This is a genomic window from Alphaproteobacteria bacterium (assembly GCA_033762625.1).
GTDB lineage: Bacteria > Pseudomonadota > Alphaproteobacteria > UBA9219 > RGZA01 > RGZA01.
Genome location: JANRLI010000003.1, coordinates 24,075 through 50,086 on the forward strand (window position 1 = coordinate 24,075; position 26,012 = coordinate 50,086).

Sequence of the window (26,012 nt, forward strand, 5' to 3'; positions counted from 1 at the left end):
CAAACATACAACAGCAAAGACGTTTGCAATTCATAACCCTGCATAGGCGTTATGGTGGCCTGTAGCCATTTAAGGCAGCGAGTGCGGCATTCATATGATCGCCATTGGCTGAAATGGCGGTGTTGATTGCGTTGGTCACGTGGGCTGCCATAGCGGGACTTGTGATTTGGTTTCCTAAAGAAGCCCATGCTTCATCAAACTTCACTTTGTCGGGTGATGCAGCTCTCGCCTTGGTCGCAAGGTCGATAATATCAGGACTGTGATTGCGCGGTGCACCTTTTACAACGGCATCATGGTCAGCCGAAGTTGGCGCTGGCCGTGTAAGTGAAGGTGGAGTAGGCGCTATCGTAGGCGCCGAGGGGGGGGGAGCCACTGAAGGAGTGGCTGAGGTAGGCGTTACAGTTGAGCTTGGGGTCGGCCCTCGGGGGGCCGTCATAGATCGGGCATTATTCCCTGCTTGCCCGCTTCGTCCGCCACCTCCGCCACTAGGTGTGTGTCCTGACATTTGCATACCTGCGCTCAGTGCCGCGCCGCCAAGTGACCCAGCAAAGCTCGACATCATGGCGGAACCCTTTTCAGCAACAGTAATGGTTTGTGCTGCATCGCCCATATTTTCTTCATGGGTGTTACCGCCGATCCAGCGCGTGGCGTGTTTAGCAAACGTGTCCATCACTTTAAGTGACATATTCAGGCAGGTATAAAGCATCGACACATACATATTGCCGAATGCAACCTTCGCAACCACATACATGCCGCCCTTGAACGCGCCTGCGCTGGATGTAATGGCCTGATAGAATGTTGTGACCAAATGTGCCGCGATATTGAACAGCAGAATGGATGCGATGAGGCCGAAGATGGTCATCACCGGCCTTAAGAAGGTATGAATAATAATATGGTAGCTCGGCTCCACTTTTTGTCCGCCAAACCCTTCACCGTACGGCGTCAGGTAAGCAAGTGCGATCAGCGGTGCGCAAACCAGCGATTCAACAACAAGCGCCAACCATGTCATGACCGATAAAACGAATTTCATAAATGGCAACATTGGTGTGAAGATACCGATTAAGATACCCATGCTCATCAACGCGCTGGCAAATGCCGATAGTACAGGAATAGCCATCTGCGCCCAGAACAATCCGGCTTTTGGACCAAACGCCTTACTTTCCTTGCTCGCGACTTGCGATGAATACATGGCGTGTTGCGGTTCATTGACGCCCAAATCCACGGCGGCGCCCACGCAGTCCAGCGCCGTTCGGATCATCCGGTGGCCTAAATCTACCAACTCCGCAAGCGGGCTGTTTCCTAAATCAATATAGAACGCAACGCTGCCAGGGGACCAAAGGCCCGATACAACACCCAGCTGATCCATGAATAATAAAAGTAAGTCCACAAATTTACGGCCGGCAACTGTGTTACCGATCATGTTGGAAACAGCGCCGCCACCTGAAATGTGCGAGGTGTATTTACCGACAATCCATTCCGCCATCTTAAAGAATGCCTGTTGCACAGGTTCAGGACGGATAAGTTCGGATTTAGGGCCAGTAATAATTGGCAATGTGTCTGTGCCTGAAACGCGGTTACTACCGCCTGCTGCCAATTCAAGGAAGTATGATCCAGCTTCAACCCAGCCAGCACCCGCAGAACCTGCACCGGAATTCCAACCGCCACTCACCGATTCCAGGGTTCCAAGCGCAAGCGCCAATCCCATTGCAGGCGCAGGGCCGGGGTCTTGATTATATTCCGATGTTCCTTGCAAGAATTTTGGTGCATAGGATTGCATCTGTTGAATAATTTGTTCGATACCGGCAACACCCGCCGCTGCACCAGGGCCCATCGCAAAGATAATCACGCTTCCGCATAAGGCTTCGTATTTTTCCGTTCCATATAAAATCGCAGGGCCGTATCCACGGCGTGTAATCATATTCTTTGCGCCGCCGCTGGTCTTTGACGCATTCAAATTGATAAGGTGCATGCATGCGCCGATTTTTGCAGCTTCACGCGCAATTGCGCCCACATCGGGCATATGCGGTGTTGGGCTTGTGCCTGCACCAGAACCAGCTTGATCAAGGAATGCCCACCACACGCGGCTCGCCATATTCGAGCCCCATTCAATAACTTGCAGCGTTATGTATTGCGCGGAATTCAAGCCGGAGGCGAGGGGAACTAGCAAGCCAATCGCAATCACTAAACGAATGGGTGCCCATACCTGATTGGTACGCTTACCACCAATCACGCCTTGGTGTGCCGTTTCACCGGTCATCACCAACAGGTGATATAAAAGAATAACACTTGCAACAATCAGCAATGCGTTGCTGTAAATGCCCAGCGCGTTACGAAGCGCTGCTGCGTATTGCATTGATGAACCAGGGTCAGCAATCGGGCCGGCGCCATTGCCGCGGAACATTTGTACCCAGCCGCTACCCGAACCGTTATCCGCGTCAAAAATCTGCGCTTCAGCAGGTGATGGGGTGATACAGAAAACTGCGAGTAAGAAAACAATCGCGGTGATAAATTTGGAGAATGAAATTTTAGAGCGTGCAACACCGTGCGCATTTAACGCGCCTAACATCTTGCTTTCACCAGCAAGTCCGGATGTTTCAAAACCACTGCTCAGTTGCATCATCTTTTTTTCTAATATTACAGAACAACTTCAGCGCATTAGGCATGGTCAGACTCATGCAAAAGTCGGCAAAGGGTTCCTTATCCCAAAAGATTAAAGGACAATAGTTGATGAGGGTTTAATTCTGAATGGCAAGGTTAACGAAGTGTAAAGAAAAACAGCCTTTTGCAGCCGTTTATGTCTTTAAATCAATTGCGTTCGGTTTAAGGGGTGCGGAACCGCTGCATTTGGTCTCTATTTTGACCAACACGTATTTCAGATGGAACGGTTTTGCTCGGATCTGCCGGATCCTTGATTTGAACAATCAACGTATCCGCAGCGGCAAGGGAAGCGGTGCTTGGCAGGGTAACTGCCTGACCATTGGCTGTGATTTGTGCCGTCAAAGGGAAGCTTGACTCAATAACAGGTCTGCCGCTTGCGGTTACAATTACGCCGCCTTGCCGACGATAGGTATTCACGATAACCGTAGCCTGATCGGTGGCTGTTCCGTTTGGTGCAATAGTTGCCCCTTCGCACTTCACTTCTAATCCGCTAAACGGGGCACCGCTTGGCGCGCTAAGGGGCGCAAGTCCGTTTGCTTCGCACACATCGTTTGGCCAAATTTGCGTTCTGCTGAGTGTTGCTGTACTGGAAGGCGTAGATGATGGCGTACCAAGCGTTCCAGTGGGGGTTGATTGTTCCGCAGCAATGCGCTCGCGAACCATTCTTTTAATGTCATCATCACTCAAAGTTGGATTTGCATCGCGAATTTCTCTTTCAATTTCTCTTGATCGGGTAATAGCTTGAAGACGTCTCGCTTCTTGCTCTCGCAGCGTGTTGACACCTTCATCAGTCCGGATCAGGTCATCTTGTTCCTTTTTTTGATTTACCTGGTCAATTTCTGTTTGGCGCTTCCTGTCTTCAGGTGATGTACCGCCATAACGCCATGCGCCATAGATTGCCGAAACGGCTAAAGCACCGTAACCCAGTGTCTTACCGATGACCTTGCCGGTTCCTATCAGTAAGCGGTGATACCAAGTCCTTACAACTGGAAGATCTTTAGCTTTTTCTACGCCCATGGGTTTTCCCAAAATTTCATTAAATATGCTTAATCAATATAGGCGCTAAATCATAAAATATCGTGAACTATGTCGTATTATCGCGTTTAAAAAAAGTTAATTATAATAATTTTAAGCCATTTATTAGCATAATCTCAGCATGGGATTTTGGACTGACGCATTAGATGTCGTAAGCTTTGGCGCGGTTAGTGATTGGCAAAAGGGCAATAGGCTGCTTGCCATTGCTAAAGGCGCGTCCGCTATATTGTTGGTCGCGGGTACTGTTATGCTAGCTACAGGTGCAGCGCCTGTGATAGCTGGAGTTGCTATTACCGGAAAGATGGTGCTGGCCGCCTCTACGGCAATTGGTGTTGGTGTGGCGATCCGAGAAGACTTACCTGAATTCATTCAAAATGTTAGAGATGGGTTTAATGAGGTTTTTAACGATCAGGCGAACCCAAATGGTTCGCAGCGCAAAAATGATAGAACCAGCGAGCTCACGCCATCGTCTGCCCCTACGTCCGTTGCTGTATCTGCTACCGCTAGTCCATCTGCTAGTTTGGCAGCAGCCCCATCGTCTGCTCCGTCATACGTTGCCGTGGATACAACCCGCTTGGCAAGTATTGAACAACCAGCAGATCAGACACCGTCTTCCACGCCATCCTCAGCGCCAACATCTGCGCCTCGTAATCAGGAAGTAGTTGCTCACGCAATGCCAAGCAAAGCACCTGCTGCTGTATCTGCTGTGGTATAATTTTAGATAAGCAAGTTTATTGTGATGCGTTATGCTGATGTAATGCTGTTTCGTGCCTGATGACCAGCAACAATTGCACCGTCTTCATCATTTGGATTGCTGCGCAAGTGTGCCTCTATGGCGTTACGCGCTGCTGATTCATGCGCAGAACTTGCAAAGTCACCCATCGCTCTAACGCTTGCAAGTACAGTGGCAATTCGTGCTTGCGTTACGCCTGATGATGCGACGGTTTGCTGCGTTGTTGAGGCAGGCGCTGCAATGGTTGCCGTTGTTCTTCCTGCATCTGGTGCTATTGGCTGGTTAAATGTCTGCGCCGCAACAACTGGCCGTGTTGCACTGCTGCCATCACCTGCTACCGCTCCCGCTGTAGCATCTTGCTGGCCTGTGCCACCCGCTACCTGGGTATGAGCTGTTGGAGTGTTGTCGCCATCTAGCGCTGCGCCATGTGGTGCAGCTGCATCGTCGGTATGGCTAACCAACTGGTTCTCCGCGCCGCCCCGAGGTGATCTTGGGCCGGGGCCTCGTGGCATGTTATCGCTGGTGCTACCGGTGCCGTTTGAACCTCTGTTGCCGTTTAATGCAGCTAACATATTGTTGTGCTGAGTGTTAGCTTTGTTGCTTGCTTTACGCGAAGCATTTGCTTCAAGAGATTTCTGTATCGGTGCCAAGAAGTTTTGCGGCAGGTTTTGCAAATTGTTCAACAATTGGCCACCACCCACTGCGGTTGCAATGCCCATAAATCCTTGATGATCATCATAGCTTTCTTCGCTTGCGCTGCCGCCCATCCATCTCAGTGCATGTTTTGGAATATGCTCGATCATCTTGAATGAAATATTCGCGGCCGAATAAATCAATCCAACATACATTACACTATAAACAAGTTTTTGCATGAACTGCATCGCGCTACCGACTTCATTTTTATAAACCGAACCTGCGGCATCATAAAAGGCAGCGTTGAGGAACTTTGCGGTGACATAAAACAATACCATCGCGCACATCAAACCAAACAGGCAAAGAATAGGGCGCAGGAATAGCTGGAAAATAAGAAAGATCGCATTGCGCGTATTAGGCCCTGTAAACCCTTCACCCTTTGGTGTTAAGAACGCAAGCGCCATAAATGGAACCAAAATCATCGCTTCGATCAAACTGCCAAGCCATGTCAGGATAGAGAAGAAGAACCGCGTAAATGGGAACATCGGCACAATGTAGGCAAGCAATACGCCTGCCAGAAAGAATAAGGTTGCAATCATCATCAGCAGTGCCGACAGGGCCGCAATACCTGCGCCAAGCACTTTTCCTACGCCGCCAAATCCCCCTAATAACGCACCGCCGCCGGATGCCAGAATGGCATAACTTACGTAGTTAAGTGCCAGCTTGATTTTTTTGTGGCCCAATGCTGCGATTTCACCAAACGGGTTTGTACTTGCGCCCAAATCACCAAACGCTTTAAGCTTATCTTTGTCCCACAATCCAACATAAACCGCAGCCTTGTCCAGGAACTTGAAAATTTCTTCAGCAGGATCTGTTACGATGTTCTGAACAAAGGTTTTCAAGAAATCTAAAAAGCTTTGGTTTTCGCTGGTGGCGGTCATCGACGCTCTGGTTGGTGTTGCGCCGCCATCTTGCGGGCGCGCAGCTGTATCAAGATAAGTCATCAGTTCCTGGTAACCTGCAAAGGCTGAAGGATAATTTTTAAACACATCCAGATTTGGCCCGATGGCTGTTGGGATGCTTAATGCACCGTTGATGAGTTGGCCTTCTGCTCTTGTAATATCCAGAAAGTATGTTCCAGCAGATGTCCAGCCCTGCTTTCCTGCGGCTTCTTGGATCTTGTTGGTAATGGCAGTCATGGCCTGTTTGACTTGCGTGTTTGAATTATTTACGCGGTCGGTGACTTGCTGCTGAAAGCTGTTGATGATGCTATCCAAATATTCGCTGCGTGGTCGTGGTAATGTGCGGCCGCTTGGCAAGAAAGGCTGAATAATATTGCTTACCTCGGTTGCAATTTGACCCTCGGTGCTTATAAAATCATCCCGGTTACTGTTAGCATACTGTATGTAAATCCGATCGATCTCATCGTTAAATCCTACTTGTTGCAGGGGCACGTTGTATCGAATTACGCCGCAGATATCTTTGTTGATTTTATTTCTGAAGATATATCGCGCTGAAGTTTCATCAGGAACATAATCGCCCCTGACAATATCATCCGGCATCCCCAGTTTTGCGGCATAGAAATTGATAAAGCCTTTGCACGCATAAATTTTGAATGTGGTATATGCAAGATCTTTGACGCGTGGCGGTGGCGGAACAGTAAGTGTATCGTTTTCTGCTAGCTTGGCGGTAAACACTTTCCAGCCTTGGCTTGCCATGCCCGAGCCCCATTTTGCAACTTGCAAAACAATAAGCTGTCCTGAATTTAATCCGCCTTCATTCGGAATTGGAACAAGGAGGCCGATTGCAAATACCAATCGTATAGGTGCCCACAATTTATTCGTATCCTTGCCGCCGACCTGTCCTGTCTGCGCGCTTTCTGCTGTCATCTGTACAAGTTCAAAAAGCAGTTTGATGGATGCGATGATCAGCAACGCATTGCTGAAAAATTCCATCATTGCACGCAGCGCTTTAAGCGCAGGCGTCTGTGCTTCTGGCGCAGTGGGTGCCCCATTTTTATAATACGTTACGGTGTTGTCATTGACTTGAAATAAAAAGCCGATAACGCGGCAGCCCCAATCAAGCTCGCCAAGGCAATCGAACATGCCTGTTCCTGGTCCTGTGCCCGTATAAGGGGGTGCCGCTTGCGCATTTAAAGGGGCGAAACTGAGCATCGCCAAAAAGAAGAACGGAAGCAGTTTAAGGGAGGCGCCCGATAATCCGTGAGCCGACCCGCGAGCTAATGCGAGCGAAGCAGCGCGGTGTTTGAGCGAGAAAATCTTAAAGAAGCTTTTCATGTACTTAGTGTATCACGCAAGTTTTGAAAGTATTCTTGTATACTTGCATTATAAGGTTAATTATTAATGGTATGGTTAACGAAAGGTAACCTAAAAACCAAAGTAGTTGTTGATAACAAGCCCTCCCATAAAAGGGGCTGTCGTTGCCATAATCTCTCTAAATACCTATAGCGCAATGGAAATTAGACAATAAGATAAGCGCTCCACCTTTTAAGTACCGCAAACTCTCAGGCGTTTTATTACATGAAAACCTTAACGGATATCCGCACCACTTTTTTAGATACGTTCAAAAGCGCTAACCACAGCGTGGTGGAATCAAGCCCGCTTGTGCCGCGTAACGACCCGACCTTGATGTTCACCAATTCGGGCATGGTGCAATTCAAAAATATTTTTACTGGCGCGGAAACGCGGCCCTATACCCGCGCAACCACCGCACAAAAATGTGTGAGAGCAGGTGGAAAACACAATGACTTAGAGAATGTCGGTTACACAGCGCGCCATCATACCTTCTTTGAAATGCTCGGTAATTTTTCATTCGGCGATTATTTTAAAGATGTTGCAATCGAACTTGCGTGGAATCTCATCACCAAAGAATACGGCCTGCCAAAAGAAAAACTATTGGTAACGGTGTTTGCCGATGATGATCAGGCAGCGGGCTATTGGAAAAAAATTGCGGGCTTATCGGATGATAAAATCATTCGCATTCCTACATCCGATAACTTCTGGCAAATGGGTGATACTGGCCCATGTGGTCCTTGCTCTGAAATTTTTTATGATCACGGGCCAAAGGTTGCTGGCGGCCCGCCAGGAAGCGCAGACCAAGACGGCGATCGTTTCATCGAAATCTGGAATTTGGTGTTCATGCAATATGAACAATTGGAACCGGGTAAACGTATTCCGCTTCCTAAACCTTCCATCGATACCGGCATGGGGTTGGAGCGTTTGGCTGCCGTATTGCAAGGCGTTCATTCAAATTATGAAACCGATTTGTTTATGGCGCTAATTAATCTCTCTGCCGACTTAACCAAGGTAAAACCTGAAGGCGCATCACTCGCATCGCACCGCGTGATTGCCGACCATTTACGCGCATCATCTTTCTTGATTGCGGATGGTGTTATGCCGGGCAATGAAGGCCGCGGCTATGTGCTCCGCCGTATCATGCGCCGTGCCATGCGTCATGCGCATATTCTTGGCGCAAAAGAACCCCTCATGTATCGCTTGCTGCCGGAATTGGTGAAGTTGATGGGCGCGGCATATCCTGAACTCATCCGCGCGCAGCCACTTATTTCCGAAACATTGAAACTTGAGGAAACGCGCTTCAAACAGACATTGGATAGGGGCCTGAAGCTTCTTGAAGAAGAGGCGATGAAGCTTTCTGGCAAGCCGTTGGCCGGTGATGTTGCATTCAAGCTTTATGATACCTATGGCTTCCCGCTCGATCTAACGCAGGATGTTTTGCGCGGCAAAAACCTTACGGTAGATACTGAAGGCTTTAATGCAGCAATGGAACGCCAAAAAGCCGAAGCACGTAAAAGCTGGGCGGGTTCGGGTGATGCGGCCACATCGCGTATCTGGTTTGAATTGCGCGAAGAAATCGGTGCAACGGAGTTCCTTGGTTATTCAACAGAAAAGGCGGAAGGTCAGGTCAAAGCGATTGTTATTGATGGCAAAAAAGCACAAAGTGCAAATGCCGGCCAAAAAGTTTCAATTGTTATCAATCAAACACCGTTCTACGGCGAATCTGGCGGGCAGGTGGGTGATACCGGCGTTATGACGCTTGGTGATACTGTTATCCGTGTCGATGACACCAAAAAAGAAGCGGGCGATGTGCTTGTACATCACGGTGTTGTTGAAAAAGGTAACGTGAAAATTGGCGATGGTTTAAACCTGCTGGTTAATCATGAACGCCGTTCCGCTATTCGCGCTAACCACTCCGCGACCCATTTGATGCATGAAGCTTTGCGCCGTGTACTGGGTGAACATGTGAGCCAAAAAGGTTCACAAGTTACACCTGACAGACTTCGCTTTGACTTCAGCCATTCGGTGAGCATGACTGCGGAGCAGCGCAAAGCCGTTGAAGATATGGTCAATGACCGCATCCGCGCAAATGAGGAAGTGATAACCCGTATCCTCACGCCCGATGAAGCGATGAAAGAAGGCGCGATGGCCTTGTTTGGCGAAAAGTATGATGACGAAGTGCGTGTGCTTAGCATGGGCGGCTTTGAAGAAGGAAAAACAAAACAATTCTCGATGGAGCTATGTGGCGGTACGCACGTAAAACGTACAGGTGATATTGGCCTCTTTAAAATCATCAGCGAAAGTGCCGTAGCTGCCGGTATCCGCCGTGTGGAAGCGGTAACAGGCATCGGTGCGCTTGCATATTTCAATGAGCAGGAACGCGTGGTGCAGCAAGCTGCGGAAGCCTTGCGCGTCAATGCGGGCGATGTTGCAACGCGCATCGCATCACTGGTTGAAGATTATAAGAAGATTGAGAAAGAATTATCGAATGTGAAGCGTCAGGCACTCATTGGTGGTGAGACTGCTGGAGAAAAAGCCAATAAAAAAATTGGTGATATCACGTATGTGCCAAGAATTATGAATGATGTTGCGCCTAAAGATCTTAAATCACTCGTTGATGCGCTAAAGCAGCAGCGGAAAGAAAAATCCGTGATTGTTCTGCTGTCTTCATTTGAAGGCAAAGTGAATGTCGTTGTTGGCGTTACTGAAGACATGACAGGCCAAGTAAACGCAGTAAATGTTGTGAAGCAAGCCGTGCAGATTTTAGGTGGTACAGGCGGCGGTGGGCGTCCTGATATGGCACAAGGCGGAGGTTCTGATCCAAATAAAATGTCAGAAGCGATTTCGGCTATCGAAGATGGCTTGAAAAAGTTGACAGCAGCTTAAGGAACAGGATACGGATCCCAGCTTGTAATATCTACGCCTGCAATCGACAGCTTGCTGTCTTTAATTGTCACAGGTACGCGGATGGTTTTTACTTCGCCCGGCGGGGTTTTTGGATCTTCCAGCAATTTCAGCGCAGCCTTGATCACGCTCGCCACAATCGGTTGTACCTGGTTTTGGTCACGTAGTACATCAATCGCCTGTTCATATCCGCTAATGGTGCTGCTTAGGGTTGCATTGGGCTGGTTATCTTTATCAAGCACCAGATTGCCTTTGGCGTTTACCAACAATGAACCCCAGTTTAAAAATACGCGGTCTAAATCAATGCTACCTTCACTGTCGCGCCAGGCTTCTACAGATTTTTTGTCATCCCACATCGGCGACACGCCTTTGACTTTGGCTTTAAAGCTTAGTTCTTGCACAAGATTGCCCAGCGCAACCTTGTGGCTTTCATCAAGCCCGAGTGATGTAAGGCGCACTTGAACAAATAACCCATTATCATTTTTACCGCGCGCTTTGAATAATGGGCGCGCGACACTTACCATCAGGCTTTTGGTGGTGAAGGTATAATTGGCTTTAAAGAAATAAAATTTTGCCGGGCTTTCTGAAGTTGCCGTTATGCGGAATGGAGTAAGCGGGTTAACCGATAATTTTAAATCAGGGATATTAATACGAAAGGCATCTGCGCGTTCATATTTGAAATTGTCGCTGCGCAGGGTGACCGCAAATGGAAAACCGCCAACTGAAATATCCGGAGAGATGGTTGCGCCCGCAGCGGTCTGTTCTTTTTGCCATGTGTTGTACTGTGCAACGACGTTAGCTTTCACATCGAACCAGTAAAAAATATAGGCAATAAGAAGGGCAACCAGAATGCCAAGTAAGAGTGCCGCGCGCCGATTCATGATTCTAAAATGGATGTTCAGTAAAATTGTGTTGTGAGGTTCAGGTTCTGCCCAGATACTAGCCAAACTCCCAATAAAAAGAAAATGATAAAAGAAAACCCTGATTTAGCCCTCATGTCTACGCCGCCAGAACAGCATAACTCTCCACCAAACCATCATGCGGCCGCCTTTAAGGGTATGGTTTTTGCGTTTTTTGGCTTCTTCTTTTTTAGCTGTCAGGACGTATTGATGTCGATAGATACCCATCTGTATCCGTCGCTGCAACTAACGTGGCTGAACTGTGTCATGGTGCTTGCCACATTGGTGACGATATTATTAGTCCGCAAAGGCTGGCGCGGATTAAAAGTTGTGCTGCACACTGATCATTTAAAAATTCATGTCATTCGCGGCGGATTTCTGGCGGTTGGAACGGTGCTGGTGTTTATCGCTATCCGCGATGTGCCGCTGCCAAATTTTTATACCATCATTTTTATTGGCCCACTATTGGCAGTAAGTTTGTCTGGGCTGTTTTTAAAAGAACCGATTGGTTTTGCCAAAATGGCTGCGCTGCTTACGGGCTTTACTGGCCTCATCATTGCGCTGCGCCCGGGAACGGAAGGGTTTAACACCCACAGCATTTATGTGCTGATTGCGGCATGCCTGTTTGGTGCAACCGCATTATTAGGACGGTTTTTGGGCCGCAAAGATACAGCGTTATGTCTTATCTTTTATCCGATTACCATGCTGGTTGTATTCTTTTCAATTCCGGTTGCCATTGAATTCAAGCCGATTGCGTCAGAACATATTTTTCAAGTTTTATTGACGGGCGTATTCACAACGCTGGCGTTTTTCTGTAATGCGCATGGGTATAAAATGGCACCGATTTATCTTATTGCCCCATGCCAGTTTTTGCAGTTTTTTTGGGGAACAATTGCCCACGCCGTAATAAACAATAAATTACCGGAACGCGAAGTGGTGCTGGGCGCGATATGCATTATCCTAAGCAATGCGATGATTATCTATTTGCAATATCGCCAGCAAAAGAAAGAAACCCTTGTATGATAAAATGCCCACCCGTTTTGCTTGGCATGATCGTATCGGCTATCGCCTTTGTATTTTTTACGGCGTTTGACACGACAGCAAAATACGTATCACAGAATTATTCCATGTTTCAGGTCATGGCGGTGATGTTTGTAACATCAACACTGCTCATGACAGCCTATGCCTACGTAAAGCATCGGGCAAATACGAAAACCGTTTTGCACATTCATAAACCCGGTTTGCATCTTGCGCGCGGGGTCACGCAAATTGCAGGACAGACCTTGGCATATCTTGCATTGCCGCATGTATCATTGGCGGAATTCTATGTGATGATCTTTACATCGCCCATTATTGTCGTGCTGGTATCAGCAATGACGTTGAAGGAAAAGATTGCCAAATATGTATGGTTAGTTCTGGTAGTGAATTTCATAGGTGTTCTGGTTGCGGTTCGTCCTGATGAAAGCATGAACTGGTGGACGCTGGCGCTGTTCATGGGCACGTTTATGCTGTCATGCTCGTTAGTGATTTTGCGCAAGATGATGCAAACGGAAAGCTCGGAGATTGCTGCCATTACTACATCGGGCGCATTGATGATTGGTTCGGTTATCCCTGCGCTATTTGTTTATCAGGAAATGACAACCCATGATTTGTTGCTGATGGGGCTGGGCGGCATCTTTTTTTCCTTCGCGCAAACATTCCTGACGATTGCATATCGGCTTGCACCAACAGCGTATTCCAGCCCGCCGCAATTCCTGCAACTTATTTATGGCGCGATTGCAGGCTATCTGGTGTTTGGCGATGTGCCAAGCATGTGGATTTATGTTGGCGGCGCGATTGTGATTATCGCCAATGTTTTCCTGATTGTGAAACAGCAACGCGATGCTGCGCAAAGCTGATTTTTCAAAAGTGATGTTGAAACAAAGACTTATCAATAATGTTTCACGTGAAACACACGAATAAGTTGAAGAGTCTGGTTTAGCAAAGATTTTATTGACGCAATTTTGTGATTGCTGTGCGTAATCTGCTTTGCATCGGAAGTTCGATGAAGCGGTAGCTAAATAGGCCAACCATGTTTGGCGCAACCATGCATACCAAGACAAATAAGATTTCATAGAAAGTGCTGTGATATGGCAGCGCAAGGAAAACCCGGCCTATGGCGGATATCACCAATACATGCGCGAGATAAGTGGAGTAGGAGGCATTGCCCAGTTCCACTAACCAATTTGGTGAAATAAAGATTGTTTTCATTTCCAGCTTAAGTGCCATGAGTACAAGTAATGCACAGGGAATACCAAATAGACAAACATGCCTCAGATCTTTTACATCAATGTCAAACGTAAAAGCGGGTGGTATGTAAAGCGCAGAAATGAAAAGAATAATGCAGCCAATAATAAATGAGATTTGTACAAATGCACGTTCCCTAATTATCATTCCAACACAAACGCCCAGAATAAACTCTAACGTGAATGGATGGGTGATAAGCAATAGAATAGGTTGCGTGAATGTAACTGTGCTACTTAAATTGAACGTAATAATTTCAATAGCCCATACACCAATCCAAGCAATAAGTGGAAGCTTGACTGCTCGTGATGCAAACAAGATAAATGCAAAGACGAGATAGAAATACATTTCATGAATTAGTGTCCAGCCAACCGCAAGCAGTGGCATTACAGTATCCGGTATCAATAAGTATGATTTCCACAGCGATGGCGCGTGGTCATAGCTGCTATTCACCATGCTTGGCGCAATCAGTGAAACGATAAGTACAATAGTGGTATAAAACCAATAGGGCGGGTAGATACGCGTTGCGCGGTTGATTAAAAACTTATCCCAGGTCGCATTATTGGCGAGCGCTGCCATGATAAATCCGGAGATAACAAAGAATAAATCAACGCCAATAGCGCCAAAATGTACGTTGCCACTTAGTACGGTAAAACCGGCCCCATATTTTTGTTCAACCGACAATATGTGGGAAAGCAGAACGCCGTTTGCTGCTAGTGCGCGCAGTGCTTGTACATTTTTGTAAATCATTATCGGCCATAAAAAATAGGTTAGGCGCGTTTAACTGCCAGCACTGCGTTTAAGCCACCAAAAGCAAAGGAATTGCTGATAGCGGCATTGATCTTCATTTCACGAGCGGTGTTTGGAATAACATCCAAATCACATTCGGGGTCTTTTTCAACAAAACTGATGGTCGGCGGCGCAATCTGGTTTTTAATCGCCAGAATAGTTGCAACCATTTCAAGGGCGCCAGCTGCGCCCAGCGCATGACCAAACATCGATTTGCTGGATGATAGGGGTGGAACTGTATCGCCAAAGGCCATTTTGATGGCTTTGGTTTCGGTTGCATCATTGCTGCGTGTACCAGTGCCATGCGCGTTAATATAATGTACATCGCCAGTATTCAGTGATGCATCGCGCAGGGCTGATTTCATGGCGCGTGCCATACCGCCTGCATCTGGTGTTGTGATGTCTTTTGCATCGCTGCTCATGCCAAAGCCAGCTAGTTCACCGTAAATGGTCGCGCCGCGCTTGGTTGCGTGTTCCCATTCTTCCAGAACCAGGCACCCCGCGCCTTCACCCAGCACCATACCCTGACGACCCAAAGAGAAGGGACGGCAGGTATCTGGTGCAACAACGCGCAATGCTTCCCAACCTTTAAGTGTACCGAATGTCAAGCATGCTTCGGAACCACCGGTGACAACAGCGGTCATCATGCCGCTTCGTATCATATGAAAGGCTGTACCAATTGCATGTGTTGCAGATGCGCATGCGCTGGCGATGGTATAGCCGGGGCCAAGAATATTGTTTTCCATGCTAATCTGGCAGCCCGCAGCATTTGCCATGAGGCGTGGCACGGTGAACGGATGTACGCGAACATTTGCACCTGATTGCGCACCCAGTGCGCCGCCTAAATTGATAAGTTTGGTATAGGATTCTTCGAGCGTGTTTTGACCACCAACGCCTGTGCCCATAATACATGCGGTGGCTTCAGCCAGTTCACCTTCGAATTTCAAGCCACTGTCAGCAATCGCCTGCCGGCCAGCCACCATTGCCAATTGCGAAAAGCGGTCATACATCGGTAGTTTCTTGGGATCAAAATGGACGGCCGGGTCGAAGCCTTTGACTTCTGCGCCCATTTTATTGACGAGGCCTTCGGTCAGGATATTGGTAATAACCTTGATACCTGTTTCGCCGTTTTTAAGCGAGTTCCAGAAATCGGGCACGGATGCACCAATTGCAGATACGACGCCGAGACCAGTAATAGCAACGCGTTTCATGAAATGCTTTTTGTTTTAAGAGGTTTGCTTAAGCGGCAGGTTTGTCTTTTTTAGGAAATAGCTCGGCTTCAGTGATGATGCGGCCTTCCTTCTTTGCAACGATGAGTTTTTCAACAATCGTGACTACTTCGCCAACGGTTTCGAATTCCATATTGGTGGAATTGGCGTTGAACGGGATTTGAATTTCAAACTTGTCTTCCAAAGCGAATACGATTTCCACCACATCAAGTGAGCCAATTTGCAGGTCGGACAGCTTGGCATCCGCAGAAAGCTTTGCACGGTCAATCATCGCCTTTTGGGCTACGATATCCAGAACTTCATCAGTAAGTTGGCTCATAATAATGGTGCCTCGGGTGTGAAAAAACGAAAGGGAAGTATTAGCCAGTCTTTTTTGAGGTTTCAAGGTTGTTAACCTTTTCCTCCAGACCGCCGATACGTTTACTCATAAATTTAAGGCGTGCCAAGTGCATGATTTGGTCCATGAAGCGTTCCCGTGGCATGGCAGGAAATCCCATATAAATGGCTTTTTCTGGCAAATTAGTACCCAGTTGCGAAGCCGCCATAAGCACAGCATCATCGCCCACTTTAAGATGATCAGCAATGCCAGTGCGTGCCGCCAGCACCACACGGTTGCCGATTACGGTAGAACCCGCAATGCCAGCCGTGCCGCAAATCAGGCAGTTTTCGCCGATTTCCACGTTATGCCCAATTTGCACCTGATTATCAATCTTGGTGCCATTGCCGATGCGCGTATGGGTCACTGTGCCGCGGTCAATGGTCGTGCAGGCGCCTATTTCAACGTCATTGCCAATGATAACCGATCCAAGCGAATGAATGCGGTGAATGGTATGATTAAATGCTTCAACGGTGCTTGCATGACCTGCTTTGGCTGTTTCAACGCTGCCGCGTTCTGGCGTGACAAAACTAAAACCATCCGAACCGATGACCGCATTATAGTGTAAAACAGCGCGCTCACCAATTTCGACATAGTCCGCAATGCGCGCACCTGCATGAACAAGGCTATTTTTGCCAATTTTTGCATAGGCGCCAAGTGTTACTTGGGAAACAAGCGTGCTGTTGTCGCCAATTTCGGCATGCGGGCCAACAAAACATAACGGACCAATCGCAACATTTTTTCCGATTTTTGCGGTTTCATCCACGCTGGCAGTTTTGTGGATGCCGCGGGTAGTAAAATCAGGACGGGCAAATAGTTCCGTGAGTTTAGACATGGCAAAACGCGGGCGGTCAACTAACACAACGCCACTTTTCTGCCCATATTTTTCGATAAATGTGCGGGCAAGTTCTTCTTGTTCTTTTGCCAATACAACGGCGCGGGCAGGTGTTGTTTCCAAAAACGAGTGCAGCGTTTTATCAAAGGCCAGCAATAAATCTTGATCACTTTTCGCATCTTTTGGATGGACCAGGCGATGAACAGCCAATGCGTCGTTGCCAATCACGCTTCCGCCAAGGCTTTGCGCAATCGATTGCAGGGTTATGGATTTTGGCGTTGACACGAAAGGCGTTTCCTTAAGGGTTTTTAGGTAGCTCTTGTCACAAACGATGGGAGACATTAGTCTGGCTTTTCCCAATAGGCAAGGCTATCAATAGTTGGCAATATCAGGTGTTGTTGCCTTCATTTTCAGCGATTTTAATCAAGGTTTCTTATGCGCATGCCCTTTTCTTTTTCAGCATCTTCTTTTTTGAAATGTTTTTTGATTGCCGTGCTGATGCTTGGCACAAGCGCTGGCGATGTGCACGCCAAAACGAAGGAGTCTGCCAAGGCAGCTTCCAAAAAAGCTGAAAGCAAATCTGAAGCCAAGAGCGATGTCGCGCAGCCCAAAGAAAAATGGCAAGTCGGCATGATAAAAGGCGAGAAAGGTGAATTCAATTACTGTCTGATGCGCGCCGAATTTAACAATGATTTGTCTTTTGCAATCGCGTTGTCACCAAAACAGGAAATCAATCTGGGTATCGGCGTTCCAAAAGCCGGTTTTACCAAAGACGAAAAGCACCAGATGAATGTATCCATCGGTAGTGTGTATAACAAGGATGCCGTGGCGGTTGCGGCAAATCCCGAATTGCTACTTATCCCGATGCATGAAGATAGTAAATTGATGGATGCGCTGCGTGGCGGTAAAATGATTGCGCTGACAGGTAAGGAAGATTCCACCAAGTTTGCATTGAAAAATATGCCGCAAGCACTGGATGGATTGAAAACCTGCGTTGATGTGGGGACAGGCAAAAAGCCAATGCCACAGCAACCAGCCGAAGCGCCAGCTGGAAAAGATGGAAAGAAGGCAGCAGCAAAAGAAATTAAATTCCCGCCTAGCCTAAAAGCGTTGCTGGATAAAGCAGGATTAAAAGATTTGGAAATCCTGACCATCAAAGACCCCAGCAGAGCGCCTGTTGACTTTGGATGGAAAACCCAAGGTCTGTTCGGTGGTATGCGCGAACGCCCCGTGCCAGCTGAAGCAACGATGGAGAAGATGACCGAGTTGATGGAAGGCGGATATAAAAAGCAGTGTAGTGGCACATTTAATGTGACCAAGGGTGAAATCGAAAACTATTCCGGTATTCAAATGCGTACCATGAATGTGGGCTGTGAGATGAAGGAGCACAACGCATATGTCGCGCTGTTTATCTATCTGACCGATAATCATCTCTTCACAATGTTCATGCACGAAGGAGATGGCACAAACAAGGACGCGGCGAACAAGGCGCGTGATCAGGTTGCAAATCTGCTGCGTCAGATTGCAAAAGAACCGCCGCCGTCATCGGCGAAATCAACCGCGCCTGCTGCATCGGCTCCGGCCCCCGCGCCAGCTACACCCGCAGCGCCTGCAACGAAGCCGTAAAACCTACGCGCCACAATTTAATCGGAAATTTTTAATACCGTTAGATATTGGGGTTTGTTCGCCTTCCGGACGGATTCTGGCAACATTTAACTTTTGTTAAGTCCAGTTATCTAAGATGATGCAATACTCAATTAACGGCCTGAATATGGCGCATCTAGTTAGAACTTAGCATGGCTGAACAGAATAATTCCTTAAGTATATTGCTCGCCGCCGGGGATGCTGGATATGTCTGGGACATCGCCGATGACCAGATGCGCTGGACCGGATCGCTTTTATCACTTTTTGGTACAACAGATAACGCTGTCCATATCAAAGGGGCGGATTTCCGCCGCCGTGTTCACGAATCCGATGTTCAGGTTTTCAATGCGTTCATGCTGCAATCCCAAGCGCAGCGCCTTGACCGCGATTATCGTATCAAATTGCATGATGGTACAACCGCATGGGTACATGAACGTGGTCAGGTCATTTTTGCTGAAGATGGCACACCGCAACGCGTGCGTGGTGCATTACGCGTAATTACCGCGCGCAAGATGCTGGAAATGGATTTAACAACCCGTATCCGCCGCGACCATTTAACGGGTCTTCCAAACCGCACCCATTTGCTTGAAATGCTGGAAAGCATGATCGCCGCGATGAAGGGCAGTGGTAAATCGCTGGGCTATGTGGTGATGGCGATTGATAACATGACTTACGTGAATGAAGCGATTGGGCCGGATGCGGCAGACCGCGTTATTCTCGGCTCCTTAAAGCGTGTGCAAGATCTTATACCAGATGTCATTGAGATTGGCCGCGTTGGGGGTGACCAATTTGGTATCATCCTTCGTGATTATGATAGCAATCGACTATCTCAACTGTGCGAAAAGCTTTTGACTTCATTCCGCGAACAGCCGGTGGATAGTCCTGTGTGTCCTGTGCAGGTCTCCGTGTCCATGGGCGGCGTGACCGTGCCCACATCAGTGACCACTGCGTGGGAAGCGATGATACGTGCGGAACAGGCATTACGTGATGCGCAGCGCCAAGGCCGCAACGCATTCGTTGAATACCAACCATCGGAAGAACGCACGAAATCCCATCGTCGTTCGTTGGAAATCGGCCAGCAGACCCTGGCTGCATTAAAAGGCGATGGTGTGCGCTTGGCATTTCAACCCATCATCTGCGCGAAGTCAGGTAGAATTTTATCGTTCGAAGCGCTTATTCGCATGATCAATGAAAAGGGGGATTTCATCCCTGCCGGTTTGTTCATTCCCGTAATTGAACAGCTTGGCCTTGCCAATATGGTTGATAAAAAAGTTTTGGATATGGCGATTGACGCGCTGGCTGCTGACCCGGAACTGGTGTTGGCAGTGAACGTATCTGGACTTACGGCTTCGCAAAAAGGCTGGCCCGATACCTTGCGCGAAAAATTTGCTGGTAAGGAACATCTGGCAAAACGCCTGATTATCGAAATTACTGAAACAGCCGCGATTCTGGATATTGAAGAAACCAAACGCTTTGTGGATACGGTGCATTCATTGGGCGGAGAAGTTGCGCTTGATGACTTTGGTTCAGGATTTACATCCATTCGCTATCTACGCACGCTAGCGGTAAATACCTTGAAGATTGACCGTGAGTTGCTTAGCAATGTTGTGAATGATGCCGACCAGCAGGTGATGGTCAATACGCTGGTTGCGTTGGCAAAGGGCCTTGGCCTTGAAACCGTGGCGGAAGGCGTTGAAACCGAAGAAGTGGCAGCATGGCTGCGTAAAGCCAATGTGGACCATATGCAGGGGTATTACTTCGGTAAACCTGAAGTGGATTTACCGGCCAATATCCGCAAACGCTACAATGAAAAGCACGGTCTTCCCAAGAAGGCTGTATCGGCGTAATGCCCGATTTTATTGGTAATTAATGCGCCCGCTGGCTCAATCAAATTAAGTCCCTCAAATTTTAGACATTTCTAAGATTTTGTTAAAACCGAGGTCGTACTCTAAAGCGATATTGGTTTAGATTTTTTTACTCTGATTACGGGGATGGGCATGGCCAGTAAATCGCGTTCATTAAAGGCGGCAGCTGAAAAAGCGCAACACGCCTTATTCGTTTTGAAAGATAAATTGTCAGGCGAAGCTATCTCCACCAGCGTGAAAATTACCGATTCAGGATTTGTCATCGTGCAGAAATTAAAAGTTGCAGATAACAACACCGTTGTTTCCGAAGTAAGCGGTGATCAAAACGGCTTTTCCATTGCCATTGAAGAATTGACGACACCCAAGGGGAATGATGCGCCCATGCAGCTTGCACGTTCAGCACTACAAGTTGACCGTCGCGGCGAAGTGATTATCAGTGGGCGCACCCAAGGTTCGCTGGCGGCATTCTTCAGCCTGCAAAGCAGCCAGATCGCATCCAGCATGTGCTCTGCATAAACGATAATCTCTAACTGTGCGTTGGGTTTACGGCGCTTTCTGTGCTTCCGGTGCTCACGTACGAATGCATGCTGCGCTCCGGTTCTCGAAATCACCGTAAATCCTTAGCTACAGCAGATTACAATTAGGTTGAGTATTACTCGTCATCCTTTTTAGCAAGCGCGCCGATTTGCTTTTGCAAATCATCGAGGCGTTGCTGCATCAAACGAATAGACGCTTCATCTTCTTCGTTTTCTTGCGCAGGAGTGTTTTGCACACCGGTTTGAACAGCTGTTTGTACACTGCGCAAATGTGGCGCTGCGTTTGGCGATGCTGGTTGCGTAGTTTGCGCGGCTTGCGCGGTTTGTTCTGCCTGCGCTTCAGCGCTTCCAACCGGGTGTTGCGATTGGTTGCCTTGAGCAAAGGGCGAGAACATGCGCATGGTCTGTTCGAACAAGGCGACGTTCTGCTTGGTCATTTGTTGCATAGTGTTAAATGGAAACAGGCTGCCAAAGCTGTTGCGGAACACTTCCTGCATCTGGCCTTGGTTTTTTGTCAGCGCCTGCATGGCGAAATCGAGATAGCCGGGAACTAGACCCTGCATATTACCGCCATAATAGCTTATAATCTGGCGAAGGAATCCAGTTGGAAGAAGGCTTTGTCCACCCTTGGCTTCCTGTTCAACGATAATTTGGGTTAAAACGCTACGCGTAATGTCGTCGCCGTTTTTGGCGTCAAAGACGATGATTTCTTCACCGTCTTTAATCATTTTGCATAAATCATCCAGTGTTACATATGAACTGGTATCCGTATTATAAAGGCGACGGTTTGCGTACTTCTTTATAACAATCGGGTTAACTTTCGGAGCATTCGAGTTTGTAGAATTCGGGGGAGTATTTGTCATTGTTGGCTGCACCATCATAAGAAAGGCCTTCCATCAGAACGAATGGGTATTGAACAAACCTGTAAGACAGTTTAATCCTTTAGCTGTGCTTTCGCAACACCAGAAATTCTCTAGGTCTATCATAGAGATGACAGCAGATGCGAACGCCGCCAACGCTGAGAAGCAAGAAGGAGGCCAAATGTCACGCGCACGAACGGCATCAAAAAGGAAATCTTCTCCTGAACAAAAAGCCCAGCAGGAAAATCCACCATCCAGTTTCAAAAAAAACGATTCCGAAAAGAAGCCTAGTTCGAAAAGCGCAAGTGGTGCATTTAGCTATGATAGCCTTGCCATGCAGACCCTTGATTTATGGCGTGAGCAATTGGCCCATTTTCTGAATAATCCTGATACCATGAAGGATGCCAAGAAAGGCGTGGAGCCGACCGCAAGCTTGCTATCTCCGCAGATTTCCCAAATGTTTTCTCCGCTTTTTTCGGGAGGGATGGATTTATGGCTGATGATGCTGGAACAGCTGGGCAAGGCAGCCAATATGAACTCACCTATAGGAAATACCGGGGCAGGAAGTGCAGGCGGCAATGACCAATCCAAAACCAGAACTGCGCAAACAATCCAAAGCGGCGCGGCGTATCGGTCCGAGAATAGGTCCGCGGCCGCTTCCGCTTTATCTGGCGCTAGCACATATGCTGTGGCTCAGCTTGCCAGCCGCATCGCAGATCTTGAAAAGCGATTTGCCGAATTCGAAAGTGACGGAAAGCGTACTGCCAAAAAACCTTCAGCAAAAAAGAAAACTGCTGCGGCAACGCTGGAAAACATTAAAAGCGCAATACCAAAAAACGCCACAACAAAAATCCCAAAGCGAAAACGCTGAACACAGGTTCAACGACGCGCTGCATAAGCTGGCAACCACCCAATACCAAACTTTTCTTGATGCGCTAACGCGCTATCGCAGTTCTGATATTGCGCGGCGTGATGACGAGCCAAACGCTATATGGCGCGCGGGCACAACCCGGCTGCTGGATTTTTCAAATAAAAACAGTGCTAAACCTGTCGTGCTGGTCATCCCATCGCTGATCAACCGTTATCATGTGCTTGATATCGATGTGCGGCAAAGTTTTGTCAGGGATTTGGCCGAAAAAGGGTTTCGTCCGTTGCTTCTTGATTGGGATATGCCGGGAAAAGAAGAATCCGGTTTTTCATTAGATGATTATTTATCCAAGCGACTATTTCCTGCCCTCAATATTGCCAACAAGCTTCAGGGAGGCCCTGTGCATGTAATTGGCTATTGCATGGGCGGATTGCTTGCGGCTGCGCTTGCAACCCATGCGCAAGATGCCATTCGCAGTCTGATGTTTTTAGCAACGCCATGGGATTTTCACGCAGATGGCGGTGAACAATCTGCCCGCGTTGAAAAAATGCTGCCGCATATTGAACCGATTTTAAAAACGCAAAACGAATTGCCCGTGGATGTATTGCAATGCTTTTTCATCAGCCTGCAACCCTTTGCCATACTCGATAAATTCTTGCGCTTTGCAGGCATGAAGCCGCGCAGCGCAGAAGAACGTGCCTTTGTGCTTATTGAAGATTGGGTCAATGAAGGCGTTCCCTTGGTGGGAAAGGTGGCCGAAACCTGTTTGCAAGGATGGTATATTCAAAACACGCCAGCAAATGGCAGATGGAAAGTATTAGGCAAAACCATACGCCCGCAGGACATCAACCTGCCCAGCCTGCATGTTATTCCGCAAAACGATAAAATCGTTCCGCCCGCCAGCGCAAAACGATTGGCAGGGGGTATGCGCCAAGCCACGGTTATTCAACCCGAATTCGGGCATATCAGTATGATGGTGAATGGTGCAGCGCGCGATAAGGTCTGGCCTGCGCTTTTTAGCTGGCTTGCTTCTCATTGAATCAGACACTACTTTAGTGCCATTCAAAGCCTCCCCATTACCTAAGGATATTGTATGTCAAAATCTGTTGTTATTGTTTCTGGCGTTCGTACTGCGATTGGCACATTTGCGGGGTCGCTGTCCTCCGTTCCGGCAGTGACACTGGGTGGTACAGTAATCAAAGAAGCGCTGAGCCGTGCCAATGTCAAAGCCGAAGAAGTCAGCGATGTAGTGATGGGGCAAATTTTGACCGCAGCGCAGGGACAAAACACAGCGCGTCAAGCGGCCGTTGCCGCTGGCATCCCATACGAAAAAACAGCGCTGACCATCAATCAGGTTTGTGGTTCGGGCCTTCGCGCAGTGGCGATGGGGATGCAAAGCATTCTTGCCGGTGATTCAGAGATTGTGGTTGCAGGCGGTCAGGAAAGCATGAGCCTTTCACCCCACGCCATGCAATTGCGCAGCGGTGTGCGCATGGGGAATGGCGAATTGATTGATACGATGATACGCGATGGGTTGTGGGATGTTTATAACAATTACCATATGGGCCAAACAGCTGAAAACGTCGCCCAGCATCACCAGATTACCCGTGAAATGCAGGATGCGTTTGCGCTGGCATCGCAAAACAAAGCCGAAGCCGCGATGAAGGAAGGAAAGTTCAAGCAAGAAATCGTTCCTGTTACAATTAAAGAAAAGAAAGGTGACCGCGTTGTTGATACGGATGAAAACCCGCGCGCGGGCACAACGATGGAAGCACTTGCAAAACTCAAGCCAGCATTTGTAAAGGAAGGCGGCAGCGTAACCGCAGGTAACGCCTCGAGCATAAACGATGGCGCTGCCGCGCTGGTGTTGATGAGTGAAGAAGAAGCCAATAAGCGCAAATTAAAAATCATGGGCCGTATTGCTTCATGGGCAACCGCTGGCGTTGACCCGGCATTGATGGGGACGGGCCCCATTCCTGCGAGCCGTGCGGCTTTGAAAAAAGCCGGATGGAATGTACAGGATCTGGATTTAATCGAAGCCAATGAAGCTTTTGCTGCGCAAGCCGCAGCGGTGAATAAGGAAATGGGCTGGGATCACGCGCGCGTGAATGTGAATGGCGGTGCGATTGCCCTTGGCCACCCGATTGGCGCATCCGGGGCGCGCGTTCTTGTCACATTGCTTCATGAAATGGAACGCCGTAATTCCAAAAAAGGTCTTGCGACCTTATGTATTGGCGGCGGTATGGGCATTGCGCTTACGATTGAAAAGTAAGCTATTAAAAAGTCAAAATTTCAAGCAACAACACGTGTAAATAAAATTTGGCAAATCAAATCAGAACGGAAAAGGCAAGATGGCTAGAGTTGCGATTGTGACGGGTGGTATCCGCGGGATTGGTGAAGCGATTTCAGTAAGCCTCCATGAAGCGGGATACAAGGTTATTGCGAATTACGCATCGCATGATGAACGTGCAAAAGCGTTCAGCGCGAAAACAGGCATCACCGTTTCCAAATGGGATGTGGGTGATTTTGCTGCATGCCAAGAAAAAGTTGCTACGCTTTCCAAGGAACATGGCCCGATTGATATTCTGGTCAATAACGCTGGCATCACGCGTGATGCGGCGTTGCATAAAATGACCTATGATGCGTGGGATGATGTTATCCGCGTGAATCTATCCTCCGTTTTCAATATGTCGCGCGCGGTTATCAATTCTATGCGTGAACGTGGTTTTGGTCGCATGGTGAATATCGGGTCTATCAACGGTCAAGCAGGACAATTTGGCCAAGTGAATTACGCAGCGGCAAAGGCCGGCATGGTGGGGTTCACTAAATCATTGGCGCTGGAAACAGCAAGCAAAGGCATTACTGTCAATGCCATTGCGCCGGGTTATATTGATACGGAAATGGTGCAGTCGGTTGAGCAGTCCATTTTATCGAAAATCATCGCACGCATTCCGGTTGGCCGTTTGGGCCATACACAGGAAATTGCTCGCGCAGTGCGTTTTTTGGTGAGCGATGATGCCGCATTTATTACCGGCTCAACCCTGACCATCAATGGCGGCCAGTATATGGCGTAATGATGGAGCAGCGCAGCTATCCAGCACATCCTTGGCCTGCGATTGGCGTTGTTGTGTGGCAAGGTGATAAGACACTGATTATCCGCCGTGGGAAGCCGCCTGGCAAAGACCAATGGGGAATTATTGGCGGTGCACTGGAAGTAGGCGAAACGCATTTTGAATGTGCGGTGCGCGAAGCACGCGAAGAAGCGGGAATTATCATCCAGCCATTTAACATCATCACGGCGATTGATGGCATCACAAGGGATAGTGATGAGCGGGTTCAATACCATTATTCAATTGTGGAAGTGAATGCACGGTGGGTGAGTGGGGATGCAAAGCCCGCGAGTGATATTACCGAAACACGCTGGGTCACATTGGACGAACTCCGCAGTTTGAATGTGTGGAGCGAGATGTTGCGGGTGGTTGAGTTGGCTGCTGTGCAAAAAGGTCAATAAAACGCTGTTTTATATACTCTATTTTTCTCATTACTCATT

The 26,012-nt window shown here is 48.2% G+C and carries 21 protein-coding genes; 12 read left to right on the forward strand and 9 right to left on the reverse strand.

The genetic code is table 11. The annotated features are described in order from the left end of the window. Positions 1-49: 49 nt before the first annotated feature. Positions 50-2,620, reverse strand: coding sequence for a DotA/TraY family protein (locus SFW65_00905; protein ID MDX1921674.1), 2,571 nt, complete (start codon positions 2,618-2,620; stop codon positions 50-52). A 200-nt stretch (positions 2,621-2,820) separates the two neighbouring features. Next, positions 2,821-3,675: a hypothetical protein gene (locus tag SFW65_00910; GenBank protein ID MDX1921675.1), complete on the reverse strand. Its 855-nt coding sequence runs from the start codon at positions 3,673-3,675 to the stop codon at positions 2,821-2,823. 139 nt (positions 3,676-3,814) lie between these two features. On the opposite strand from SFW65_00910, the gene SFW65_00915 reads away from it, so the two are divergent. Beyond that, positions 3,815-4,408 (forward strand): hypothetical protein, encoded by a 594-nt coding sequence (locus SFW65_00915; GenBank protein MDX1921676.1) that lies wholly within the window; start codon positions 3,815-3,817, stop codon positions 4,406-4,408. Between the two features lie 29 nt (positions 4,409-4,437). On the opposite strand, the gene SFW65_00920 is transcribed toward SFW65_00915, so the two are convergent. Further along, on the reverse strand, positions 4,438-7,356 hold the full coding sequence (locus SFW65_00920; GenBank protein ID MDX1921677.1) for a DotA/TraY family protein: 2,919 nt from the start codon (positions 7,354-7,356) through the stop codon (positions 4,438-4,440). A gap of 243 nt (positions 7,357-7,599) precedes the next feature. Here SFW65_00920 and alaS point away from each other — a divergent pair, with 243 nt between their 5' ends. Then, on the forward strand, positions 7,600-10,260 hold the full coding sequence (gene alaS, locus SFW65_00925; GenBank protein ID MDX1921678.1) for an alanine--tRNA ligase: 2,661 nt from the start codon (positions 7,600-7,602) through the stop codon (positions 10,258-10,260). On the opposite strand, the gene SFW65_00930 is transcribed toward alaS, so the two are convergent. Then, positions 10,257-11,159 carry a DUF2125 domain-containing protein gene (locus SFW65_00930; protein ID MDX1921679.1) on the reverse strand — a complete coding sequence of 301 codons (903 nt, stop codon included), beginning with the start codon at positions 11,157-11,159 and terminating at the stop codon, positions 10,257-10,259. The two genes, alaS and SFW65_00930, sit on opposite strands and share 4 nt — an antisense overlap. Before the next feature lie 114 nt (positions 11,160-11,273). Between SFW65_00930 and SFW65_00935 the strand changes: the two genes are divergently transcribed. Both SFW65_00935 and SFW65_00940 read left to right on the forward strand, forming a co-directional pair. After that, positions 11,274-12,200, forward strand: a complete 927-nt coding sequence (locus SFW65_00935) for a DMT family transporter (GenBank protein MDX1921680.1) — start codon at positions 11,274-11,276, stop codon at positions 12,198-12,200. After that, positions 12,197-13,075 (forward strand): DMT family transporter, encoded by an 879-nt coding sequence (locus SFW65_00940; GenBank protein ID MDX1921681.1) that lies wholly within the window; start codon positions 12,197-12,199, stop codon positions 13,073-13,075. The genes SFW65_00935 and SFW65_00940 overlap by 4 nt, the downstream gene beginning before the upstream one ends. A gap of 91 nt (positions 13,076-13,166) precedes the next feature. Here SFW65_00940 and SFW65_00945 read toward each other — a convergent pair whose 3' ends face one another. The 4 genes from SFW65_00945 to lpxD are packed head-to-tail and all read right to left on the reverse strand — an operon-like array spanning position 13,167 to position 16,974. Continuing rightward, complete coding sequence (locus tag SFW65_00945; protein MDX1921682.1) at positions 13,167-14,210, reverse strand: acyltransferase; 1,044 nt, start codon at positions 14,208-14,210, stop codon at positions 13,167-13,169. Positions 14,211-14,230: 20 nt separating this feature from the next. Next, positions 14,231-15,460: a beta-ketoacyl-[acyl-carrier-protein] synthase family protein gene (locus SFW65_00950; protein MDX1921683.1), complete on the reverse strand. Its 1,230-nt coding sequence runs from the start codon at positions 15,458-15,460 to the stop codon at positions 14,231-14,233. Positions 15,461-15,488: 28 nt separating this feature from the next. Then, the gene (locus SFW65_00955; protein ID MDX1921684.1) at positions 15,489-15,797 is read right to left on the reverse strand and encodes a phosphopantetheine-binding protein; all 309 of its coding nucleotides are present in this window, start codon (positions 15,795-15,797) and stop codon (positions 15,489-15,491) included. Between the two features lie 40 nt (positions 15,798-15,837). After that, entirely contained in the window at positions 15,838-16,974 is a 1,137-nt protein-coding gene (gene lpxD, locus SFW65_00960; protein ID MDX1921685.1) for a UDP-3-O-(3-hydroxymyristoyl)glucosamine N-acyltransferase, read from the reverse strand. Between the two features lie 156 nt (positions 16,975-17,130). Here lpxD and SFW65_00965 point away from each other — a divergent pair, with 156 nt between their 5' ends. The 3 genes from SFW65_00965 (at position 17,131) to SFW65_00975 (ending at position 20,714) form a co-directional block, all read left to right on the forward strand. Continuing rightward, positions 17,131-18,315 carry a hypothetical protein gene (locus SFW65_00965; protein MDX1921686.1) on the forward strand — a complete coding sequence of 395 codons (1,185 nt, stop codon included), beginning with the start codon at positions 17,131-17,133 and terminating at the stop codon, positions 18,313-18,315. Positions 18,316-18,485: 170 nt separating this feature from the next. Next, complete coding sequence (locus SFW65_00970; protein ID MDX1921687.1) at positions 18,486-20,180, forward strand: GGDEF and EAL domain-containing protein; 1,695 nt, start codon at positions 18,486-18,488, stop codon at positions 20,178-20,180. A 150-nt stretch (positions 20,181-20,330) separates the two neighbouring features. Next, positions 20,331-20,714, forward strand: a complete 384-nt coding sequence (locus SFW65_00975) for a hypothetical protein (protein MDX1921688.1) — start codon at positions 20,331-20,333, stop codon at positions 20,712-20,714. A 136-nt stretch (positions 20,715-20,850) separates the two neighbouring features. Here SFW65_00975 and phaR read toward each other — a convergent pair whose 3' ends face one another. Further along, complete coding sequence (phaR, locus tag SFW65_00980; protein ID MDX1921689.1) at positions 20,851-21,597, reverse strand: polyhydroxyalkanoate synthesis repressor PhaR; 747 nt, start codon at positions 21,595-21,597, stop codon at positions 20,851-20,853. A 178-nt stretch (positions 21,598-21,775) separates the two neighbouring features. On the opposite strand from phaR, the gene SFW65_00985 reads away from it, so the two are divergent. The 5 genes from SFW65_00985 (at position 21,776) to SFW65_01005 (ending at position 25,973) form a co-directional block, all read left to right on the forward strand. Beyond that, the gene (locus SFW65_00985) at positions 21,776-22,465 is read left to right on the forward strand and encodes a hypothetical protein (GenBank protein ID MDX1921690.1); all 690 of its coding nucleotides are present in this window, start codon (positions 21,776-21,778) and stop codon (positions 22,463-22,465) included. 181 nt (positions 22,466-22,646) lie between these two features. Beyond that, a complete protein-coding gene (locus SFW65_00990; protein ID MDX1921691.1) occupies positions 22,647-23,501 on the forward strand; it encodes an alpha/beta fold hydrolase in 855 nt (284 codons plus the stop codon). A gap of 54 nt (positions 23,502-23,555) precedes the next feature. Continuing rightward, positions 23,556-24,734, forward strand: a complete 1,179-nt coding sequence (locus tag SFW65_00995; GenBank protein MDX1921692.1) for an acetyl-CoA C-acetyltransferase — start codon at positions 23,556-23,558, stop codon at positions 24,732-24,734. A 79-nt stretch (positions 24,735-24,813) separates the two neighbouring features. Beyond that, positions 24,814-25,536 carry an acetoacetyl-CoA reductase gene (gene phbB, locus SFW65_01000; GenBank protein ID MDX1921693.1) on the forward strand — a complete coding sequence of 241 codons (723 nt, stop codon included), beginning with the start codon at positions 24,814-24,816 and terminating at the stop codon, positions 25,534-25,536. Further along, complete coding sequence (locus SFW65_01005) at positions 25,536-25,973, forward strand: NUDIX hydrolase (GenBank protein MDX1921694.1); 438 nt, start codon at positions 25,536-25,538, stop codon at positions 25,971-25,973. Before phbB ends, SFW65_01005 begins: the two co-directional genes overlap by 1 nt. Positions 25,974-26,012 lie beyond the last annotated feature (39 nt).

Excerpts from the sequence above, each read along its gene's own strand:
- alaS (MDX1921678.1), top strand. The coding sequence starts at position 7,600 with ATGAAAACCTTAACGGATATCCGCACCACTTTTTTAGATACGTTCAAA.
- SFW65_01005 (MDX1921694.1), top strand. The coding sequence starts at position 25,536 with ATGATGGAGCAGCGCAGCTATCCAGCACATCCTTGGCCTGCGATTGGC.
- SFW65_00920 (MDX1921677.1), bottom strand. The coding sequence starts at position 7,356 with ATGAAAAGCTTCTTTAAGATTTTCTCGCTCAAACACCGCGCTGCTTCG.
- SFW65_00995 (MDX1921692.1), top strand. The coding sequence starts at position 23,556 with ATGTCAAAATCTGTTGTTATTGTTTCTGGCGTTCGTACTGCGATTGGC.
- SFW65_00915 (MDX1921676.1), top strand. The coding sequence starts at position 3,815 with ATGGGATTTTGGACTGACGCATTAGATGTCGTAAGCTTTGGCGCGGTT.
- SFW65_00940 (MDX1921681.1), top strand. The coding sequence starts at position 12,197 with ATGATAAAATGCCCACCCGTTTTGCTTGGCATGATCGTATCGGCTATC.
- SFW65_00910 (MDX1921675.1), bottom strand. The coding sequence starts at position 3,675 with ATGGGCGTAGAAAAAGCTAAAGATCTTCCAGTTGTAAGGACTTGGTAT.
- SFW65_00950 (MDX1921683.1), bottom strand. The coding sequence starts at position 15,460 with ATGAAACGCGTTGCTATTACTGGTCTCGGCGTCGTATCTGCAATTGGT.
- phaR (MDX1921689.1), bottom strand. The coding sequence starts at position 21,597 with ATGACAAATACTCCCCCGAATTCTACAAACTCGAATGCTCCGAAAGTT.
- SFW65_00935 (MDX1921680.1), top strand. The coding sequence starts at position 11,274 with ATGTCTACGCCGCCAGAACAGCATAACTCTCCACCAAACCATCATGCG.
- SFW65_00965 (MDX1921686.1), top strand. The coding sequence starts at position 17,131 with ATGCCCTTTTCTTTTTCAGCATCTTCTTTTTTGAAATGTTTTTTGATT.
- SFW65_00975 (MDX1921688.1), top strand. The coding sequence starts at position 20,331 with ATGGCCAGTAAATCGCGTTCATTAAAGGCGGCAGCTGAAAAAGCGCAA.
- SFW65_00930 (MDX1921679.1), bottom strand. The coding sequence starts at position 11,159 with ATGAATCGGCGCGCGGCACTCTTACTTGGCATTCTGGTTGCCCTTCTT.
- SFW65_00955 (MDX1921684.1), bottom strand. The coding sequence starts at position 15,797 with ATGAGCCAACTTACTGATGAAGTTCTGGATATCGTAGCCCAAAAGGCG.
- SFW65_00985 (MDX1921690.1), top strand. The coding sequence starts at position 21,776 with ATGTCACGCGCACGAACGGCATCAAAAAGGAAATCTTCTCCTGAACAA.
- SFW65_00905 (MDX1921674.1), bottom strand. The coding sequence starts at position 2,620 with ATGATGCAACTGAGCAGTGGTTTTGAAACATCCGGACTTGCTGGTGAA.
- SFW65_00970 (MDX1921687.1), top strand. The coding sequence starts at position 18,486 with ATGGCTGAACAGAATAATTCCTTAAGTATATTGCTCGCCGCCGGGGAT.
- SFW65_00945 (MDX1921682.1), bottom strand. The coding sequence starts at position 14,210 with ATGATTTACAAAAATGTACAAGCACTGCGCGCACTAGCAGCAAACGGC.
- phbB (MDX1921693.1), top strand. The coding sequence starts at position 24,814 with ATGGCTAGAGTTGCGATTGTGACGGGTGGTATCCGCGGGATTGGTGAA.